This is a genomic window from Pseudomonas sp. FW305-70, from assembly GCF_058783925.1.
The window spans coordinates 269,558-290,253 of sequence record NZ_JBYSYZ010000001.1; the positions used below are offsets into that span (position 1 = coordinate 269,558).

The window sequence follows — 20,696 nt, forward strand, 5'->3', positions numbered from 1 at the left end:
GCGATGGAGTGTCAGCTACCTTGGCGTCGACTGACCCACCATCGCGAGCAAGCTCGCTCCTACAGGGTTTCGTTACTGGCGGACCAGGCGATGGTTCGGCAACTGCACCGCTTCAGTGCTGCGATACGGGTTGATATCCAGCCCGCCACGACGCACATAACGCGCGTACACCGTCAGTTTCTCCGGTTTCAACAACCGCTGCAGGTCGAGGAAGATCCGCTCCACGCACTGCTCATGGAAGTCCGAATGCTGACGGAAGCTGACGATGTACTCGAGCAGACTCGCGTGATCCAGCGCCGCGCCCCGGTACTCCACCGCCACGCTGCCCCAGTCCGGCTGGCTGGTGACCGGGCAGTTGGACTTGAGCAAATGGCTGTGCACGCTCTCCTCGACGATGCGCGAATCATCGCAACGCAGCAGTTCCGGCCGTGGATGCTCGTAGTTGCTGACGCTGATATCCAGTTCGTCGATGCACACGCCCGGCAAGGCCACGACGCCTTCGCGCTCGACATCCTTGAGACTGCGAATGCGCACCCCCACCGGCTTGCCGGCAGCCGCCGACAAGTCCTTGGCCAGCGTCGCCTCAAGGCTCGCGGTGTCGACAAACGGCGTCTGGTTCAGGGAGTTGAGGTAGAGCTTGAACGATTTCGACTCGATGATGTTCGGCGAATCCGCCGGAATGCTGAATTCGCCGATCGCCACCACCGGCTTGCCCGAAGGCAGCAGCCAGGACAGTTCGAAGCAGTTCCAGAAGTCCACGCCTTTATACGGCAGGGTTTCAGCCGTCAGGCCCAGCTCCGCCCACTTCGCGGTGCGCGGGATCGGGAACAGCAAGGACGGCGTGTAGGTGGCGATGTATTCGCTGGACTTGCCCAGCGGCGAGTGTTCGGCTGCGGGATGCATGGCGGAAACCTGACTGAAGAATCAGCGGATTCTATCAGCCTTTGCTCCCGCCTTTGAGTGCTTACTGACTGACAGTCAGTTTGCCGACCATGCCGGCCTGATAATGACCGGGGATGTTGCAGGCAAACTCAAGGCTGGTGGCCTTGCTGAAGGTCCAGGTCAGCTCGGCGGTCTTGCCCGGCTCCACCAGCACGCTGTTGGGGTCGTCATGCTTCATGCCGTGATCCATTTTGCCGTGATCCATGCCGGCCATGTTGCCGTGGTCCATGGCCTTCATGCCGCTCTGTTGCATCTGCAACATTTCCTGCTGGTGCCTGGCGTGCATCGCCGCATCCCCCAGGTTGAACTCATGCAGCAACCGGCCTTTATTGACCAGCACGAAGCGCACGGTTTCTCCGGCCTTGATGTCGATGGCCTTCGGCGCGAAGGACATGTCCCCCATGACCACTTCGACGCTGCGGGTCGCCTTGGCCGCCGGGGCCGGCTGGCCGAAATCGTAGGCATGCCCGCCGTCCGCCCACACCGGTGAGCTCAGCGCCAGCAAACACAGGATTTGCGCCAGGGATTTGCGTAAAAACATCGTCATACTCCAACAAGATAAGGCTCGGCATGAGGAAAACTCTAAACTGCTGCCACTGCCCGTAACCTGACAGCCAGATTACAACTTTGTCAGGTTGACCTGTATGAACGCTGCCCACGGTATAAAGCGTTCGTTCCATTTGCCATGAGTCGCCCATGAAACTGCTGATTGTCGAAGACCAACCGAAAACCGGTCACTACCTGCGTCAGGGTCTGGCCGAGGCCGGGTTCAACACGGAACTGGTGGCCGACGGCAGCACCGGCCAGCAACTGGCCCTCAGCGGCGAGTATGCCCTGCTGATTCTCGATGTGATGCTGCCCGGTCGCGATGGCTGGCAGATTCTGCAAGCCGTGCGCGGCGCCGGCCTGGACACGCCGGTACTTTTTCTGACAGCGCGCGACGCCGTGGAAGACAGGGTTCACGGCCTCGAACTGGGCGCCGACGACTATCTGGTCAAGCCGTTTGCGTTCTCCGAACTGCTGGCCCGGGTCCGCAGCCTGTTGCGTCGCGGTAGCGCCACGCCTCAGGAGACCAGCCTGCAACTGGCCGATTTGCGCCTGGACCTGATCCGACGTCGGGTCGAACGCAGCGGCCAGCGGATCGACCTGACCGCCAAGGAGTTCGCCCTGCTGGAAATGCTCCTGCGCCGTCAGGGCGAAGTCCTGCCCAAGTCGCTGATTGCGTCCCAGGTCTGGGACATGAATTTCGACAGCGACACCAATGTCATTGAGGTGGCGATCCGCCGGCTGCGCCTGAAGATCGACGATGAATTCCCCAACAAGCTGATCCACACTGTGCGCGGCATGGGTTACGTGCTTGAAGAGCGCCCCGCCTGATGCGCCGTCTCTCCTTGAGCAGCCGCCTGGCGCTGTTGTTTGCCGCCTGCACCGCCGTGGTATCGCTGTTCGCCGGCGTGCTGTTCAGCCGCGCCAGTGAGGCGCACTTTGTTGAGCTCGACCAGCAATTGCTGAGCGCCAAGCTGACGGGCCTGCGTCGGGCCCTGCACGACTTTCAATCGAGTGACAGCGAAGTGAAGCTGACGGAGGAACTGAGCCGACAGGCTGATCTGTCACTGCGCATCACCGGCAGCGACGGTCAGCGCTGGTATGACAGCTCGGCAAACCTTCCGCTGCTATTGCCGCGCCAGCCCGGATTGTCGACGGTGAGCCACGAAGGCATGGATTACCGCGTGCTGAATGCGCCGCTCGATGCGAACAAACCCGACTCACCGCAACTGACCCTGATGCTGGACATCACCCACCACCAGCACTTTCTGCAACGCATGCAGCATCTGATCTGGCTGACCGTCGGCCTGTCAGCCCTGGCCACCGCACTGCTGGGGGCCTGGGCGGCGCGCAGCGGCTTGCGCCCGTTGCGGCGCATCAGTGCGGTCGCCAGCGGGGTTTCCGCGCAATCGCTGAACATGCGGTTGCCTGAAGAAAACATGCCACCGGAACTGGCGGAAATGGCCCACAACTTCAATGCCATGCTCGGACGCCTCGACGATTCTTTTCAGCGCCTGTCCGCGTTCTCTGCCGACATTGCCCATGAACTGCGCACCCCATTGTCGAACCTGCTGACCCACACCCAGGTCACCCTCACCCGCCCCCGCCCCATCGAGGACTACCGCGAAGCCCTGCACAGTAACCTCGAAGAACTGCAGTGGATGGCGCAACTGGTCAACGACATGCTGTATCTGGCCAAGGCTGACCATGGCCTGTTGATGCCCAAGCGCGAGCCCTTGGAGCTGGGACACGAAGCGGATCTGCTGCTGGAGTTTTTTGCGCCGCTGGCAGAGGATGCCCGGGTGAAGTTGAGCCGTGACGGTAATGCGCGCATGGAAGGTGATCGCAGCATGTTGCGTCGGGCGCTTTCCAATTTGCTGGACAATGCGTTGCGGTTTACACCGGTTGAGGGCGAGGTCCGGGTGCGGATTGTCGAACAGCCGAAAGCATTGTGCCTGAGCGTTGAAAATACGGGCCAACAGATTTCCGAAGATCTATTGCCGCGCCTGTTTGACCGGTTTTATCGGGCCGATCCTGCACGTCGCGAAGGCAGCAGTGAACATGCGGGGTTGGGGTTGGCGATTACGCAGTCGATCATTCGCGCCCATGGCGGGCAGATTCGTTGCGAATCGGAGAATGGATGGACGCGGTTTATGATCGAGTTGCCAAAGGGGGATTGAGGCCGGCAGTTGCGGCCTCTTCGCGAGCAAGCCCGCTCCCACAGGGGAACGCATTCCAATGTGGGAGCGGGCTTGCTCGCGAAAGCGGTGCAACGGCTTACGAATACCGCAACGCGTGAGCCGGTTCGATTTTCGCCGCACGCCACGCCGGGTAAACAGTGGCGAGGAAGCTCAATACAAAACCTGCAGAGCAGATCAACACGACATCCCCGCCTTGCAGCTCGGACGGCAGGTTGCTGACGAAATACACGTCGGAACTGAAGATGTGCTGCCCGCTGACCCGCTCGATCCAGCCCACGATCTGGCTGACGTTCAGCGCGGCAATCACGCCCAGCACACCGCCAATCAGGGTGCCGACAATACCGATCACCGTGCCCTGCACCATGAAGATCGCCATGATCTGTCGCGGCGTGGCTCCGATGGTGCGCAGGATCGCGATGTCCGCGCCCTTGTCGTTCACCACCATGATCAGGGTCGCGATGATGTTGAACGCCGCCACTGCGACGATCATCAGCAACAGCAGGCCGATCATGGTTTTTTCCATCTTCATCGCACTGAACAGGCTGCCCTGGGTGTGGGTCCAGTCGTCAGCCTTGTAGGCGGCACCCAGCCCCGTGGCGATGTCGCTCGACACTTGCGGTGCGGCGTACAGGTCCTTCACCGCCAGGCGCACGCTCTGCACCTGATCCGGCTCCCAGTGCTGCATCTGCGCGGCGTCGGCCATGTGGATCAGGGCCATGGTGCCATCCAGCTCGGCACCGACCTTGAACACGCCGACCACATTCAACCGTTGCATGCGCGGGGTAATGCCGCCCGGCGCATTGCTGACTTCCGGCACGATGAGGGTGATCCTGTCGCCGACGTTCAGGCGGAAGCGCCGGGCCGTGATCTCGCCGATCACCACGCCGAATTCGCCCGGCTTCAGGGCCTCGAGACTGCCCTGGACGATGTGCTTGGCGACGATCGACACCTGGCCTTCCAGCGCCGGGTCGACACCGCTGACCTGGATGGGTTGCATCGTGCCCTTGTAGGACAGCATGCCTTCCATTTCGGTGAACGGCACCGCTGCCGTCACTTCCGGGTTTTTCATGGCGGCCGCTGCCACGGGCCTCCAGTCGTCAATCGGGTTGACGCCGACGATGGTGGCATGCGGCACCATGCCGAGGATGCGCGAGCTCATTTCGCGCTGGAAGCCGTTCATCACCGACAACACCACGATCATGGCGAGCACGCCCAGGGCGAGGCCGATCATCGAGGTCATCGAGATGAAGGAAACAAAGCGATTACGACGCTTGGCGCGGGTATAGCGCGTGCCGATAAAGATCGATAACGGTCTGAACATTCGCTGGGGCACCGTATAAATATTAAAGACCCGATGCCTTTCCGGGCATCGGGTTGCAGCCAATCAGATGGGCGTGAGGCAACCTTCCTGCAGGTGCAGGACTCGGTCCATCTGGCGGGCCAGGTTCATGTCGTGGGTCACCACCAGGAACGCCGTGCGCATCGAGGTACTGAGTTCCAGCATCAAGTCCTGAATGCCCTGGGCGGTGTGGGCGTCGAGGTTGCCGGTCGGCTCGTCGAGCATCACCAGGCCCGGTGTGTTGACCAGGGCGCGGGCGATGGCCACGCGCTGACGCTCACCACCGGACAATTCGGCCGGCTTGTGTTCCAGCCGGTGGCCCAGCCCTACCCGCTCCAGCAGCGCCGTGGCACGCTGGCGCGCTTGCGGGATCGCGGTCTTGCCGATCAGCAGCGGCATGCAGACGTTTTCCAGCGCGGTGAATTCCGGCAGCAGGTGGTGGAACTGGTACACGAAGCCCAGGGCCCGGTTACGCAGCAGGCCGCGTTTCTTCTCGCTCAGCGCCGACAGTTCTTCGCCATCGAGCCAGACGCTGCCCTTGGTCGGCGTATCGAGGCCGCCCAACAGGTTGAGCAAGGTGCTTTTGCCCGAGCCCGACTTGCCGACAATCGCCACACGCTCGCCCGGATGCATTTCCAGTTGCAGCCCGGCCAGGACCTCTACCGACTCCGGACCTTCCTCGTAGGATTTGCCCAGGTTGCGGCAGCTCAAGATTGCTTTATCACTCATGCCCGACTCACTCATAACGTAGCGCCTCCGCAGGCTGGGTGCGCGCGGCACGCCAGGCTGGATACAGGGTGGCGAGGAAACTCAGGATCAACGCGGCGGCGCAGACCATGACAACGTCCTGGCTCTGCACTTGCGACGGCAGGTAATCGATGAAGTACACGTCGGCGTTGAGGAATTTGTGGCCGATCAGGCCTTCGAGGGCCGAGATCGCGGCACTGACATTCAGCGCAGCGAAGATCCCGACCACGGCGCCGATCGCGGTACCGACCACGCCGATCACCGTGCCCTGCACCATGAAGGTGCGCATGATCGTGCCCGGCGTGGCGCCCAGTGTGCGCAGGATCGCGATGTCACCCTTCTTGTCGTTCACCACCATCACCAGTGTGGAAATGATGTTGAACGCCGCGACGGCAACGATCAGCAGCAGCAACAGGCCGATCATGGCTTTTTCCATGCGGATGGCCTGATACAGGTTGCCGTGGGTGCGGGTCCAGTCGCGGGCGTAGAAGCGGTCTTCGCCGAGGTCGCGGGCGATGCTCCACGCGGTGCGCGGCGCCTGGAACAGGTCGTCGAACTTCAGGCGCAGGCCCTGGACCTGATCCGGTTTCCAGCGATGCAGCCGGGCCAGGTCCTGCAGGTTGGTGACGCCGAGGTAGCCATCGAGCTCACCGGCGCCGACATGGAAAATGCCGACCACGGTAAAGCGCTTCATGCGCGGGAACATCCCGGCCGGGGTCACGGTGACCTCCGGCGCGACGAAGGTCAGCTTGTCGCCGATGACCGCACCGAGCTTGGCCGCGGCCTTGTCGCCGATAACGATGCCGAACTCACCCGGCACCAAATCGTCGAGTTTGCCCTGGGTCATGAAGTGATCGATGATCGACACCTGGCGCTCTTGCGCCGGGTCGATGGCATTGAGCAGGACCTTCGAGACCTTGCCGTTATTGGTCAGCAACCCCTGCATTTGCGTAAACGGCGCCACGGCCGTCACTTGCGGGTTCTGCCTGACTTTGGCGGCCAGGCTTTGCCAATCGCTGATTGCTTCGCCGGACTCGATGGTCGCGTGGGGCACCATGCCCAGCACGCGGGTGCGCATCTCATGATCGAAGCCGTTCATCACCGACAGCACCACGATCATCACGACCACGCCAAGGGCGAGCCCGATCATCGAAGTCAGGGAAATGAATGACACAAAATGATTGCGACGCTTTGCACGGGTGTAACGCGTGCCGATAAATACGAAGAGAGGTCTGAACATGTCGGGGCTTGTTCGGAGGGAAAAGGAACGTCCTTGTGGCGGGGGTCGATAACCAGCTTTACACTCAGACCACCGCCGCTACCATGGGTTCGCCATGTCGACATTAGATGAAGAAGATCGCCGCGAATACTACCGTATCGAGGATACGATCGCACTGGAAATTCGGCCCCTGTCCGCTTCTGAAGCCGCAGGCCAGGAAGTGTTGCAGGATGCTTCTCCACTCTTCAACTTGCTCAGCGAACTGCACCTCAGTGAATTCGAGTCGCAGCACCTGTTGCGCCAGATCAATGAGCGCGACCGCAACATTGCGGCATTCTTGAAATCCCAGAACAAACGCATCGATCTGCTGAGCCAGGTGATCGCCATCACCGTGCTCGGGCAGATCGGCGAACCGCAGCCGGTGATCATCTCCGAAGGCGGCATCGACTTTCAGCACCCATCGCCCATCGCCGCCGGCGCACACCTGTCGGTCAAGCTGGTGCTGATGCCGCAAGCCCTGGGCCTGCTGCTGCGCGCCCGCGTCACCCATTGCGACCGCAAGGGCGATGGCTATGACGTTGGCACCGAGTTCGAACACCTGACCGACGCCCAGCGCCAACTGTTGGCCCGCCACATCTTGCAGAAGCAGGCCCAGGAACGACGCCTGGCCCGCGAACAACTCGAATCAGGCAATTAATTTAAGGAAGAACCGTGACCCTCATCTACGGCCATCGCGGCGCCAAGGGCGAAGCACCGGAAAATACCCTGACCAGCTTTCAGGAATGTCTCAAGCACGGCGTGCGTCGCTGCGAACTGGACCTGCACCTGTCCAGCGACGGCGAGTTGATGGTCATCCACGACCCGACCCTCAAGCGCACCACGGACCGTCGCGGCAAGGTCGTCGAACACACGGCGGCAGAGCTTGTGACCTATGACGCGCGCAAGGGTGGCCCGGGCTGGATCAAGCCGTGCCCGATTCCGACGCTGGAAGAACTGTTCGAGAAGTGCGACTTCGATCACTGGCAGCTGGAAGTCAAGAGCGCATCACGGATGCGTGCCGCGACCACCGTGCTGGCGATTCGCGAAATGGTCCAGCGTCACGGCCTGATGGACAAGGTGACCATCACCTCGAGCTCCCGTGAAGTGCTCAAGGCTGCATTGGAGCTGGTGCCGGACGTGTCCCGCGGACTGGTGGCCGAGTACGCCTGGCTCGACCCGCTGAAGGTCGCGGCCAGTTATGGCTGTGAGATTCTGGCGCTGAACTGGACCCTGTGTACGCCGGAACGCCTGCAAAAGGCGCAGCGTCAGGGGTTGCATGTGTCGGTGTGGACCGTCAACGAGCCTGCGCTGATGCGCAGACTCGCCGACTTCGGCGTTGACAGCCTGATTACAGACTTTCCCGGTTTGGCCACCGCCACGCTCGAGAATTGCTGAAATCGGTCTCCCCGGCCGGCTCAGGCCACCGGCCGGAGCCGCTCAAAAAAGCCGGTTGAGGCCGTCGTACGCCGCGACCCGATAGGCTTCGGCCATGGTCGGGTAGTTGAACGTGGTGTTGACGAAATACTTCAGGGTGTTCTGTTCGCCCGGCTGGTTCATGATCGCCTGACCGATGTGCACGATCTCCGACGCCTGATAACCGAAGCAGTGAACGCCCAGCACTTCCAGGGTTTCACGGTGGAACAGGATCTTCAACATGCCTTGCGGCTCGCCGGCAATCTGCGCCCGCGCCATGCTCTTGAAGAACGCCTTGCCGACTTCGTACGGCACCTTGGCCTGGGTCAGCTCCTGCTCGTTCTTGCCGATCGAGCTGATCTCCGGAATGGTGTAGATGCCGGTCGGCACGTCATTGACGAAACGCCAGCTGCCGTTATCAACGATGCTGCCGGCGGCCGAGCGACCCTGGTCGTGGGCGGCACTGGCCAGGCTCGGCCAGCCGATCACGTCACCGGCGCCATAGATGTTCGGCACGCAGGTGCGATAGGCCTCGTCGACTTCGATCTGGCCACGGCTGTTGACCTTCACGCCGATGTTTTCCAGACCCAACTGATCGGTGTTGCCGGTACGGCCGTTGCACCAGAGCAAGGCGTCGGCCTTGATCTTCTTGCCGGACTTGAGGTGCAGGATCACGCCATTGTCCACGCCTTCGACGCGGTCATACTCTTCGTTGTGGCGAACGGTGATGTTGTTGTTGCTGAAGTGATAGCTCAGGGCCTGGGAAATTTCCGAGTCCAGGAAGCTCAGCAACTGACCACGGTTGTCCACCAGTTCGACCAACACACCCAGGCCGCTGAAGATCGAGGCATATTCGCAACCGATCACGCCTGCGCCGTAAACGATGAGTTTGCGCGGGGTGTGGCCGAGGCTGAGGATGGTGTCGCTATCGTAGATACGCGGGTGGTGGAAATCGATGTCCGCCGGGCGATACGGACGCGAACCGGTGGCGATGATGATGTGCTTGGCCACCAGTTTCTCGACCACGCCATTGGCGCAGACCACTTCGATGGTTTGCTCGTCGGCGAAACTGCCGGTGCCGAAGAACACGTCGACGCGGTTGCGGGCGTAGTAGCCGGTACGCGAAGCGACTTGCTTGGAGATGACTTTCTCGGCGCTTTTCAACACGTCCGGGAACGAGAACCAGCGCGGCTCACCAATGGCCCGGAACATCGGGTTGGTGTTGAACTGCATGATCTGCCGCACCGAGTGACGCAGTGCCTTGGAGGGGATGGTGCCCAAGTGAGTGCAGTTGCCGCCGACCTGGCGACGGCTATCGACCATCGCCACCTTGCGCCCTGCCTTGGCGGCGTTCATTGCCGCGCCTTCCCCCGCCGGGCCGGAACCCAACACCACCACGTCGTAGTTGTAGACAGCCATGCGTACTCCTCAGAACAGGCCGCGGCACCCTCGGCACCTGCGGCTAAATCACGCCAATCTGTGGCATGAAGGAACAATTTGGGGCCAGTGCAGAACCCGGACACAGTCTATAGAAGCGTCAACGCCGGGCACATTAACCCTTGGTCGCGTCGTAGGCTACTTTTGCCTGCACTACAACGCCAGTTTTCAATGCTCAAATCGCCACAATCACTCGGTTTTCTTGCCACTGAGGCGCTCAAAAGCGTGACTGCTGCGTGTGACGAAACCTGTATCGGCACGAATCACAAAAAATGCGCCGATACCGTGTTTTTCCGCGTAGTCCCAACCGCGTTCCGGGCCGAGAATCAGCAACAGCGTCGATAAGCCATCGGCCATCAACGCTGAAGGATGAATGACCGTGACGGACGCCAGAGCGTGTGAGACCGGCGCACCGGTACGGGCATCGAAGGTGTGGGAAAAACGCTGGCCGCCCTGCTCGAAATAATTCCGGTAGTCGCCGGAAGTGGAAAGGCCATAACCGTCGACCACAATGATGCGCTCGGCCACCTGCCGATCATCCCGCGGCTCTTCCAGTGCAATGCGCCATGGCGAACCGTCGGGTTTCCTGCCAGCCGCCTTGAGCTCGCCCGTCGCCTCCACGAGGTAGTCGTGGATGCCCATCGCCTCGAGCCTTGTAGCAATCGTGTCCACGGCATAACCGGCGGCGATGCTGTTGAAATCGACCTCGACGGCGGCGTTCTTGCACAAATTGTCGCCATCGATGCGCAAGTGCTGGTGTCCGACACGCTGGCGGGCTTCAGCGAGCGCTTCGGCGGCCGGGACCTTCTCCTCCCGCGCCTGCGGACCAAATCCCCATAGGTTGAGCAACGGCTCCACTGTCAGGTCGTAGGAACCGTCGCTTTGCACTGACAGTTGCTCGCCCACGCGGACCAACTCGAGGATCGACGCCGGCATTGCCTGACAGCCGTTGGCCGGTAATGCGTTGAAGCGCTCGATGTCAGAGTCGCTGCGGTAGGTCGACATTTGCAGGTCCACGTCAGCGAGGATTTGCTCGACCTGGACACGGACTTCGCCAGGTGCCGGAAGGCCGGCATGGCGTACGTACTTGACCGAATAAGTGCTGCCCATGGCCGGGCCGCCGAAGCTTTCGAGGGCGTCGTTGTTGCCACAGCCTGATAGTGCGCCGAGCAGCAAAAATGCCACCCCCTGCCACCTGATCAACAATTCCCGAGCTCCCCAATACATCCCCTGGCACGCCGCCAGGGCCAGCCATTATGCGATAGAACCGTGGGAGCGGGCTTGCTCGCGAAGAGGCCAGCACAGGCAACATATCCCTACTGACAAGCCCACAAACAAAAACGCCCCGACCAAGGCCGGGGCGTTTTCATGTGCGGCTAAGGCTTAGCGCGGGAATGCTGGCGGGTTTACACCGGCCATGTCTTCCATCACGCGAACCACCTGGCAGCTGTAACCGAACTCGTTGTCGTACCAAACGTACAGAACAACGCGGTTATCCTGGGTGATGGTCGCTTCAGCGTCCACTACGCCTGCGTGGCGCGAGCCAACGAAGTCGGTGGAAACCACTTCCTGGGAGCTCACGTAGTCGATCTGCTTGTGCAGATCCGAGTGCATGGCCATCTGGCGCAGGTACTCGTTGATCTCTTCGCGAGTGGTGGCCTTTTCCAGGTTCAGGTTCAGGATGGCCATCGACACGTTCGGCGTAGGAACGCGAATCGCGTTGCCGGTCAGCTTGCCCTTGAGCACTGGCAGCGCCTTGGCGGCTGCGGTGGCGGCACCGGTCTCGGTGATAACCATGTTCAGCGGCGCGGCGCGGCCACGACGGCTGCCCTTGTGGAAGTTGTCGATCAGGTTCTGGTCGTTGGTGAACGAGTGAACGGTTTCGACGTGGCCATTGACGATGCCGTACTTGTCGTTGACTGCCTTGAGCACCGGCACGATGGCGTTGGTGGTGCAGGACGCCGCCGAGATGATCTTGTCGTCAGGGGTGATGTCGCCGTGGTTGATGCCGTGCACGATGTTCTTCAGCGCGCCCTTGCCAGGTGCGGTGAGGATCACGCGGGCAGCGCCCGGGCAGGCCAGGTGCTGGCCCAGGCCGTCGGCGTCACGCCATACACCGGTGTTGTCGACGATCAGAGCGTTTTCGATGCCGTACTGGGTGTAGTCGACTTCCGTCGGGCTCTTGGCGTAGATAACCTGGATCAGGTTGCCGTTGGCGGTGATGGTGTTGTTGGCTTCATCGATGGTGATGGTGCCATCGAACGGACCATGCACCGAGTCACGACGCAGCAGGCTGGCGCGCTTGACCAGGTCGTTCTCGGCGCCCTTGCGGACAACGATGGCACGCAGGCGCAGGCCGTCGCCGCCACCGGTTTTCTCGATCAGGATGCGCGCCAGCAGACGGCCGATACGACCGAAGCCGTAGAGGACAACGTCGGTGCCTTTGCGGGCCGATGCGTTTTGCTGGCCAACCACGTCGGCCAGTTCTTCACGGACGAACTGCTCGGCAGTGCGGCCATTGCCTTGGGCCTTGAATTTGGCCGCCAGCTTGCCCAGGTCCACCGAGGCGGCGCCGAGCTTGAGTTCGCTCATCGCCTTGATCAGCGGGAATGTTTCGTGGACGGACAGCTCGCTTTCGTCGGACTGACGGTGACGAGCAAAGCGGTGAGCTTTGAGAATCGCAATGACTGAACGATTGATCAGGCTGCGGCCATAGATCGAGCTCACCACGTTGTTATTGCGGTAGAGCTGACCGATAAGCGGAATCATCGCTTCTGCGAGTGCTTCACGGTCGATCCATTCACCAAGACACTGGTCGGGCTTCTGAGTCACGGGAACCTTCCACATGTAGGGGCAGAAAAAAGGGGCTACATTATGCCGCCGAGTGACAGCCGTAGCAATGCGCGCCCGTCGTGCTTTACGTAACAATTCGTCGTTCAAAAAAATTGCGCCTCGCGCAAACCCAATAAAACCGGGGCTTTCAGCGCAGTCAATTTTTTGGAGGTCGCGCTACCTTATCCGTAACCCTCCGTAACACTCGTTGTATTTGCCACTACATATTCAATAATTTCCGGCAAATAACCGCCGAATTTTGTCTTTACCACTACATTTCACCAAACCCGTGCTTTAGACGCAGTCAGCAACTGACAGGCGGCATCGTAGGCCGCTACAATTACCGACTTTGTCGCAACGCTTGGAGCTCAACCTTCCGTGCCCGTTCTGCGTCTACCGCTTCTCCCTGCCGCGGCAGGTAAACAGCACTGGGGCAATCTGCCCGGTGCCGCCCTGAGCCTGGCCATCGCCGAGGCCGCCAGCGCTGCCAAGCGCTTTACCCTGCTGCTGACCGCCGACAGCCAAAGTGCCGAACGGCTGGAACAGGAGCTGGGTTTCTTCGCCCCGGATTTGCCCGTACTGCACTTTCCTGACTGGGAAACCCTGCCCTACGACCTGTTTTCACCGCATCAGGACATCATTTCCCAGCGCATCGCCAGCCTGTACCGGTTGCCGGAGCTGAGCCATGGCGTACTGGTGGTGCCGATCACAACCGCCCTGCATCGCCTGGCACCGACCAAATTCCTGCTCGGCAGCAGCCTGGTGCTGGACATCGGCCAGAAACTCGACGTCGAGCAAATGCGCACCCGGCTTGAAGCCACGGGTTATCGCTACGTCGATACGGTGTATGAACACGGCGAGTTCACCGTTCGCGGCTCGTTGATCGACCTGTTCCCGATGGGCAGCAAGTTGCCGTATCGCATCGACCTGTTCGACGACGAAATCGAAACCCTGCGCACCTTCGACCCGGAGAACCAGCGCTCCATCGATAAAGTTGACTCGGTCAAGCTGTTGCCGGCCAAGGAATTCCCGCTGCAAAAAGAAGCGGTCACCCGTTTCAAGGCGCGCTTCCGTGAGCGTTTTGACGTCGACTTCCGCCGTTGCCCGATCTTCCAGGATTTGAGCAGCGGGATTACCCCGGCCGGCATCGAGTACTACCTGCCGCTGTTCTTCGAGGAAACCTCGACGCTGTTCGATTACCTGCCCCAGGACACGCAAGTGTTTTCCCTGCCGGGCATCGAGCAAGCCGCGGAAAACTTCTGGAACGACGTGCGCAATCGCTATGAAGAACGCCGCGTCGACCCGTCCCGTCCTTTATTGCCACCCGCCGAACTGTTCCTGCCGGTGGAAGATTGCTTCGCACGCCTGAAGAACTGGCCGCGTGTGGTGGCCAGTCAACAGGATGTGGAAAGCGGTGGTGGTCGCGAGCGCTTCCCGGCCCGCGAGTTGCCGAACCTGGCCATCGAAGCCAAGGCTACCCAGCCGTTGGCGGCATTGGCGGACTTCCTCGACCAGTTCCCCGGTCGCGTGCTGTTCACCGCCGAATCCGCAGGCCGCCGCGAAGTGCTGCTGGAGCTGCTGGAGCGTCTGAAGCTGCGACCGAAAACCGTCGACAGCTGGCCAGACTTCGTCGCCAGCAAAGAACGCCTGGCGATCACCATCGCACCGCTCGACGAAGGCCTGGTGCTGGACGATCCAGCCCTGGCCCTGGTCGCCGAAAGCCCGCTGTTCGGCCAGCGCGTGATGCAGCGCCGTCGCCGCGAAAAGCGCGCCGATGCCAACAACGACGCCGTCATCAAGAACCTCACCGAGCTGCGCGAAGGGGCGCCGGTGGTGCACATCGACCACGGTGTCGGCCGCTACCTGGGCCTGGCCACCCTGGAAATCGACAACCAGACCGCCGAATTCCTTGCCCTGGAATATGCCGAAGGCGCTAAGCTCTACGTGCCGGTGGCCAACCTGCACCTGATCGCCCGCTACACCGGCAGCGACGATGCCCTGGCCCCGCTGCACCGCCTCGGTTCCGAGACCTGGCAGAAAGCCAAGCGCAAAGCCGCCGAACAGGTCCGCGACGTGGCTGCCGAGTTGCTCGACATCTATGCACGCCGCGCCGCCCGTGAAGGCTACGCCTTCGCCGACCCGAAAGCCGACTACGCCACCTTCAGCGCCGGCTTCCCGTTCGAAGAAACCCCGGACCAGCAAACCACCATCGAAGCGGTGCGCGAAGACATGCTCGCGCCCAAGCCAATGGATCGCCTGGTGTGCGGCGACGTCGGCTTCGGCAAGACCGAAGTGGCGATGCGCGCCGCGTTCATCGCGGTGCACGGTGGTCGCCAGGTGGCGATCCTGGTGCCGACCACCCTGCTCGCCCAGCAGCATTACAACAGCTTCCGCGACCGCTTCGCCGACTGGCCGGTGACCGTGGAAGTGATGAGCCGCTTCAAGTCGGCCAAGGAAGTGAATGCCGCCGTCGCCGATCTGGCCGAAGGCAAGATCGACATCGTCATCGGCACGCACAAGCTGCTGCAGGACGACGTGAAGATCAAAAACCTGGGCCTGGTGATCATCGACGAGGAACACCGTTTCGGCGTGCGCCAGAAAGAACAGCTCAAGGCGCTGCGCAGCGAAGTCGACATCCTCACCCTGACCGCCACGCCGATTCCGCGCACGCTGAACATGGCGGTGTCGGGCATGCGTGACCTGTCGATCATCGCCACCCCGCCGGCCCGCCGCCTGTCGGTACGCACCTTCGTCATGGAGCAGAACAAGAGCACGGTCAAAGAGGCCTTGCTGCGTGAGCTGCTGCGTGGCGGCCAGGTCTATTACCTGCACAACGACGTGAAGACCATCGAGAAATGCGCCGCCGACCTCGCCGAGCTGGTACCGGAAGCACGGATCGGCATCGGTCACGGACAGATGCGCGAGCGCGAACTCGAACAGGTGATGAGCGACTTCTACCACAAGCGCTTCAACGTGCTGATCGCCTCGACCATCATCGAGACCGGCATCGACGTACCGAGCGCCAACACCATCATCATCGAGCGTGCCGACAAGTTCGGCCTGGCCCAGTTGCACCAGCTGCGCGGCCGAGTCGGACGCAGTCACCACCAGGCCTACGCCTACCTGCTGACGCCACCGCGCCAGCAAATCACGCCGGACGCGGAAAAGCGCCTGGAAGCGATCGCCAACACCCAGGACCTCGGCGCGGGCTTCGTGCTCGCCACCAACGACCTGGAAATCCGTGGTGCCGGCGAACTGCTCGGTGACGGTCAGAGCGGGCAGATCCAGGCGGTCGGCTTCACGCTGTACATGGAAATGCTCGAACGCGCGGTGAAGTCGATCCGCAAGGGCGAGCAGCCGAACCTCGATCAACCGCTCGGCGGTGGTCCTGAAGTCAATTTGCGGGTACCGGCGCTGATTCCGGAAGACTACCTGCCGGATGTCCACGCCCGCCTGATTCTCTACAAGCGCATTGCCTCGGCCACCGATGAGGACGGCCTCAAGGATTTGCAGGTGGAGATGATCGATCGTTTCGGCCTGTTGCCGGAACCAACCAAGAACCTGATCCGCATCACTGCATTGAAGCTGCAGGCCGAGCAACTGGGCATCAAGAAAGTCGATGGCGGCCCGCAAGGCGGTCGCGTCGAGTTCGCTGCGCAGACGCCGGTCGACCCGCTGACCCTGATCAAGCTGATCCAGAGCCAGCCAAAACGCTACAAATTCGAAGGGGCCACGATGTTCAAGTTCATGGTTCCGATGGAGCGCCCGGAAGAGCGCTTTAATACTGTAGAGGCGCTGTTCGAGCGCCTCGTTCCGAAAACTGCTTGAAGGACGCCGCATGCGCCTGTTCCGCTCACTGACCCTGCTGACCCTTTTGATGCCAGCGCTGGCCGCCCCCACGGCATCTGCCGATGACCTGTATCAGGTCGAAATGATTCTGGTCCGGCAAAACGCCGTGCCGGCGATTGTCAGCCGCGCCGCACCGGAAGACTGGGCTGCTGGCGCCCAACCCGTCAGCCCCGACAGCCTGCGTACGCCAAGCCTCAATGGCGAGGTGGAAAAACTCACCAGCAGCGCCGACTACACGGTGTTGCTGCACAAGGCCTGGCAACAGACGCTCGGCGAAAACGCCAGCAAAGTGGCGATCAGCGACGGCAAGGAACAATATGGTCAGTTCCCGATCGAGGGCACGCTGAGCATGAAACTGGGACGATTTACCGACGTCGACGCCGACTTCTGGGTCAATCAGATCGATGCCAATGGCATGGTGACTGCCAGCGAGCGCTTGAAACAGGAAAGCCACACCAAGAACGGCCAGTTGAACTTCCTCGACAACGGCCACCTCGGCCTGCTGATCAAGATCACTTCGCTGACCGCCCCCGCCCCCCGAGCAGCTCCCGAAGAAATTCCGGACTGATTCCCTATGTCCGCGACCCTGAGCAAACCCCTGGCACCATCCTGGGTCAGCCGATTCAAGGAACAGAGCCTGGAGCGTGGTCGCCGTTACGCGCTGGAGAATCGTGTCAGGATCGTCGAGGCCGGCGACGCAACCATCGTCGCCGCGTGCGAAGGCTCGGGCGGTAACGTTTACCGTCAGACCATTCGCCTGCGCGAGTCAGCCAAAGGCACGCTGCTGATGGTCGATGCCATCTGCTCCTGCCCGGTCCACAACAACTGCAAACATTGCGCAGCGGTGCTGCTGCAAGTGCAGGAAACCCTCGACTACCCCGCTGCCGCCAAAGACGCCGAACTCCTGGAAAAACTCCAGGCCGTCCTGGAAAACCGCAGCCCGAAAGCCCCGCCGCAAGTGCTGGTGGACAATGTGCAGCCGGTACCGCGCCTGTGGCTGGCCAGCATCGAGTTCAGCGCCTTCGAACCGCGCAACGGCCGAATGCAGCGTTACATCCAGCATCGTGCGGCGCTGTCCTTCAGCTATCTGGACGAATACGTTAGCGGACAGAAGAATTCCGACATCCTGATTCGTCAGGAAACCCAGACACTGCGGATAAAACGCCACCCGGACGTGGAACAGTCCTACCGGGAACAGTTGCGAATCCTCGGCTTCAAAGTCGCCACCCGACAAAGCAAGGCCTTGCCGGAAAGCGCTGGCGAGCTGTTCGAAATGGTCAATGACAGCGCCTGGCTGACCTTTACCCTCAATGAACTGCCAAAGTTGCGCACCCAGGGCTGGGAATTGCAGATCGACGAGGACTTCGGTTTCGACCTGACGGCGGTAGACGACTGGTACGCCACGGTCGAACAGGCACCGGAGCGCGACTGGTTCGACCTGGAACTGGGGATCATCGTCAACGGCGAGCGCTTGAGCCTGCTGCCGATCCTGCTCAACCTGATGCGCTCCCACACCGAAATCCTCAACCCGGAGCGCCTTGCCCGACGCCGCGACGACGAGTTGATCCTGGTCAACATCCCCCATCGCCCGAACTCCGAGCACGGCCCGCTGCAAGTCGCCCTGCCCTTCGGCCGCTTGAAACCGGTGCTGGCCACCCTCGGCGAGTTCTACCTGCAGGAACCCGGTGACACCACGCTGCGCCTGAGCAAGGCCGATGCCACGCGCCTGAACCCGCTGGAAGACATGCCACTGCTCTGGGAGGGTGGCGAACAGATCCGCACCTTTGCCCAGCGCCTGCGTGACATCAAGGACCACACGGCCGCCGCCCCGCAAGGCTTGAATGCGACGCTGCGCCCGTATCAGCTTGAGGGCTTGAGCTGGATGCAATCGCTGCGGCAGCTGGAAGTGGGCGGCATTCTCGCCGACGACATGGGCCTGGGCAAAACCCTGCAGACACTGGCGCACGTGCTGAGCGAGAAAAACGCCGGCCGTCTCGACCGGCCGTGCATGGTGGTGATGCCGACCAGCCTGATTCCCAACTGGCTCGACGAAGCAGCGCACTTTACGCCGCAGCTCAAGGTACTGGCGCTGTACGGTGCCAGCCGCAAAAAACACTTCGACAAGCTGGCTGACTACGACCTGATCCTGACCACCTATGCGCTACTGCCCAAGGATGTCGAACGCCTGGCGGCGCAGCCCTTGCACATCCTGGTGCTGGATGAAGCGCAGTACATCAAGAATCCGACCAGCAAGGCCGCCCAGGCTGCCCGCGAGCTCAATGCCCGGCAGCGCCTGTGCCTGAGCGGCACACCGCTGGAAAACCACCTCGGCGAACTCTGGTCACTGTTTCACTTCCTCTTGCCCGGCTGGCTCGGTGACGTCAAAAGCTTCAACCGCGATTACCGCGTACCGATTGAAAAACGCACCAGCGAGGTCAGGCTTCAGCACCTCAACGGCCGGATCAAACCCTTCCTGCTGCGCCGCACCAAGGAACAGGTGGCCACCGAGTTGCCGCCGAAAACCGAGATCATCCACTGGGTCGAACTCAACGAGGCCCAGCGTGACGTTTACGAAACCATGCGCCTGGCCATGGACAAGAAAGTCCGCGACGAGATCACCCGCAAAGGCGTAGCCCGCAGCCAGATCATCATTCTCGAAGCGCTGCTCAAGCTGCGTCAGGTGTGCTGCGATTTGCGCCTGGTCAACGAGGCGACCCTGCCAAGCCGTGGCAGCACCTCGGGCAAACTCGACAGCCTGATGGAAATGCTCGAGGAATTGTTCGAGGAAGGTCGGCGGATCCTGCTGTTCTCGCAGTTCACGTCAATGTTGTCGCTGATTGAGGATGAGCTGAACAAGCGTGGAATCGCCTACGCCCTGCTGACAGGCCAGACCCGCGACCGCCGCACTCCGGTGAAGGAATTCCAGAGTGGCAAGCGTCAGATATTTCTGATCAGCCTGAAGGCGGGTGGCGTTGGCCTGAACCTGACTGAAGCGGACACGGTGATTCATTACGATCCGTGGTGGAACCCGGCGACTGAAAACCAGGCGACCGACCGGGCGTATCGCATTGGCCAGGAGAAGCCGGTATTTGTTTACAAACTGATAGCGCGCGGCACGGTGGAAGAGAAGATCCAGCACCTGCAGAAGGAAAAGTCCGACCTCGCGGCCGGCGTGCTGGATGGGCGCAAGGCCGGGGACTGGAAACTGCAGAATGATGATATCGAGGCGCTGTTTGCGCCGTTGCCGGAAAATCTCGGAAAGCGCTGAGATTTTTGGCGCTTGAACCGGCCTCTTCGCGAGCAAGCCCGCTCCCACAGGTAGAGTTTGTGTTCGACGCGGTCACTGTGGGAGCGGGCTTGCCCGCGAAGGGAGCGACTCGGTATACCGCCAGACTCAGCCCTTGAGCACCCGCGCCAACGTCGATTTCACCTTGCCCATGCCGTCATGCAACGCCTGCTCGATCTCGGCCATGGTAATCACCGCCGTCGACTTGCCCGCCGCCGGGTTCACCACCAGTGCCAGACAGGCGTAATCCAGTTCCAGCTCGCGGGCCAGGGCCGCTTCCGGCATACCGGTCATGCCGACGATGTCGCAGCCGTCGCGCTCCAGCCGGGCGATTTCAGCCACCGTCTCCAGGCGCGGCCCTTGAGTGCAGGCATACACGCCATGACTGCTGTAGCCCACACCCTCCGCCGCCAGCGCCGCGATCAATTGCTGGCGCAACGGCTCGCTATAGGGGTAGCTGAAGTCGATATGGGTGACGTGTTCCAGGTCATCGGCAAAGTAGGTGTGCTCGCGACCGCTGGTGTAGTCGATCAACTGATGCGGCACGCAAAAGTGCCCGGTGCCCATGGCCGCATGGATGCCGCCCACGGCATTGACGGCCAGAATGGCTTCGGCACCGGCCTGCTTCAGCGCCCAGAGATTGGCGCGATAGTTGACCTGATGCGGCGGGAAACGATGGGGATGGCCGTGACGCGCGAGGAACAGCACTTCCTTGCCGGCATACTCGCCGATTTGCACGTCGGCCGAAGGTGCACCGTAAGGCGTGTCCACCGCCAGTGACTGGCGAATGCTCAGGCCTTCGAGTTGAGTCAGGCCGGTGCCACCGATAATCGCGTAAACCGTCAT

The 20,696-nt window shown here is 61.5% G+C and carries 16 protein-coding genes; 7 read left to right on the top strand and 9 right to left on the bottom strand.

The genetic code is table 11. The features are described from left to right. Positions 1–72: 72 nt before the first annotated feature. Both queF and copI read right to left on the bottom strand, forming a co-directional pair. Positions 73–903, bottom strand: coding sequence for an NADPH-dependent 7-cyano-7-deazaguanine reductase QueF (gene queF / locus AC3WN7_RS01305; RefSeq protein ID WP_102675104.1), 831 nt, complete (start codon positions 901–903; stop codon positions 73–75). Positions 904–964: 61 nt separating this feature from the next. Then, positions 965–1,483, bottom strand: a complete 519-nt coding sequence (gene copI, locus AC3WN7_RS01310) for a copper-resistant cuproprotein CopI (protein ID WP_095965254.1) — start codon at positions 1,481–1,483, stop codon at positions 965–967. 155 nt (positions 1,484–1,638) lie between these two features. Between copI and AC3WN7_RS01315 the strand changes: the two genes are divergently transcribed. Together AC3WN7_RS01315 and AC3WN7_RS01320 are read left to right on the top strand one after the other, a co-directional pair. Beyond that, a complete protein-coding gene (locus AC3WN7_RS01315; protein ID WP_015095939.1) occupies positions 1,639–2,319 on the top strand; it encodes a heavy metal response regulator transcription factor in 681 nt (226 codons plus the stop codon). Further along, a complete protein-coding gene (locus AC3WN7_RS01320) occupies positions 2,319–3,668 on the top strand; it encodes a heavy metal sensor histidine kinase (protein ID WP_095965253.1) in 1,350 nt (449 codons plus the stop codon). The genes AC3WN7_RS01315 and AC3WN7_RS01320 overlap by 1 nt, the downstream gene beginning before the upstream one ends. A gap of 97 nt (positions 3,669–3,765) precedes the next feature. Here the strand turns inward: AC3WN7_RS01320 and AC3WN7_RS01325 are convergent, their stop codons facing one another. The 3 genes from AC3WN7_RS01325 to AC3WN7_RS01335 all read right to left on the bottom strand — a co-directional run bounded on the left by AC3WN7_RS01325 (position 3,766) and on the right by AC3WN7_RS01335 (position 7,015). Beyond that, entirely contained in the window at positions 3,766–5,010 is a 1,245-nt protein-coding gene (locus tag AC3WN7_RS01325) for a lipoprotein-releasing ABC transporter permease subunit (RefSeq protein WP_102675103.1), read from the bottom strand. 63 nt (positions 5,011–5,073) lie between these two features. Then, positions 5,074–5,757, bottom strand: a complete 684-nt coding sequence (gene lolD, locus AC3WN7_RS01330) for a lipoprotein-releasing ABC transporter ATP-binding protein LolD (RefSeq protein WP_167399534.1) — start codon at positions 5,755–5,757, stop codon at positions 5,074–5,076. A 7-nt stretch (positions 5,758–5,764) separates the two neighbouring features. Continuing rightward, positions 5,765–7,015, bottom strand: coding sequence for a lipoprotein-releasing ABC transporter permease subunit (locus AC3WN7_RS01335; RefSeq protein WP_095965250.1), 1,251 nt, complete (start codon positions 7,013–7,015; stop codon positions 5,765–5,767). Positions 7,016–7,109: 94 nt separating this feature from the next. Here AC3WN7_RS01335 and AC3WN7_RS01340 point away from each other — a divergent pair, with 94 nt between their 5' ends. Both AC3WN7_RS01340 and AC3WN7_RS01345 read left to right on the top strand, forming a co-directional pair. Then, on the top strand, positions 7,110–7,691 hold the full coding sequence (locus AC3WN7_RS01340) for a PilZ domain-containing protein (protein WP_095965249.1): 582 nt from the start codon (positions 7,110–7,112) through the stop codon (positions 7,689–7,691). Positions 7,692–7,705: 14 nt separating this feature from the next. After that, entirely contained in the window at positions 7,706–8,428 is a 723-nt protein-coding gene (locus tag AC3WN7_RS01345) for a glycerophosphodiester phosphodiesterase (protein WP_102675102.1), read from the top strand. A 42-nt stretch (positions 8,429–8,470) separates the two neighbouring features. Here AC3WN7_RS01345 and sthA read toward each other — a convergent pair whose 3' ends face one another. The 3 genes from sthA to AC3WN7_RS01360 all read right to left on the bottom strand — a co-directional run bounded on the left by sthA (position 8,471) and on the right by AC3WN7_RS01360 (position 12,730). Further along, complete coding sequence (gene sthA, locus AC3WN7_RS01350; protein ID WP_007972111.1) at positions 8,471–9,865, bottom strand: Si-specific NAD(P)(+) transhydrogenase; 1,395 nt, start codon at positions 9,863–9,865, stop codon at positions 8,471–8,473. A gap of 207 nt (positions 9,866–10,072) precedes the next feature. Further along, on the bottom strand, positions 10,073–11,110 hold the full coding sequence (locus AC3WN7_RS01355; protein ID WP_173862131.1) for an FAD:protein FMN transferase: 1,038 nt from the start codon (positions 11,108–11,110) through the stop codon (positions 10,073–10,075). A 156-nt stretch (positions 11,111–11,266) separates the two neighbouring features. Next, positions 11,267–12,730 carry a glyceraldehyde-3-phosphate dehydrogenase gene (locus tag AC3WN7_RS01360; RefSeq protein WP_095965247.1) on the bottom strand — a complete coding sequence of 488 codons (1,464 nt, stop codon included), beginning with the start codon at positions 12,728–12,730 and terminating at the stop codon, positions 11,267–11,269. Positions 12,731–13,093: 363 nt separating this feature from the next. Here AC3WN7_RS01360 and mfd point away from each other — a divergent pair, with 363 nt between their 5' ends. From mfd to AC3WN7_RS01375, 3 genes are read left to right on the top strand one after another with little or no spacing between them, the layout of a single operon-like run. Further along, complete coding sequence (mfd, locus tag AC3WN7_RS01365) at positions 13,094–16,543, top strand: transcription-repair coupling factor (protein ID WP_102675100.1); 3,450 nt, start codon at positions 13,094–13,096, stop codon at positions 16,541–16,543. A 10-nt stretch (positions 16,544–16,553) separates the two neighbouring features. Further along, positions 16,554–17,132, top strand: a complete 579-nt coding sequence (locus AC3WN7_RS01370) for a CsiV family protein (RefSeq protein WP_015095948.1) — start codon at positions 16,554–16,556, stop codon at positions 17,130–17,132. Between the two features lie 6 nt (positions 17,133–17,138). Next, positions 17,139–19,832, top strand: coding sequence for a DEAD/DEAH box helicase (locus AC3WN7_RS01375; RefSeq protein ID WP_102675099.1), 2,694 nt, complete (start codon positions 17,139–17,141; stop codon positions 19,830–19,832). Positions 19,833–19,958: 126 nt separating this feature from the next. Here the strand turns inward: AC3WN7_RS01375 and AC3WN7_RS01380 are convergent, their stop codons facing one another. Further along, positions 19,959–20,696, bottom strand: a complete 738-nt coding sequence (locus AC3WN7_RS01380; protein ID WP_007974037.1) for an S-methyl-5'-thioinosine phosphorylase — start codon at positions 20,694–20,696, stop codon at positions 19,959–19,961.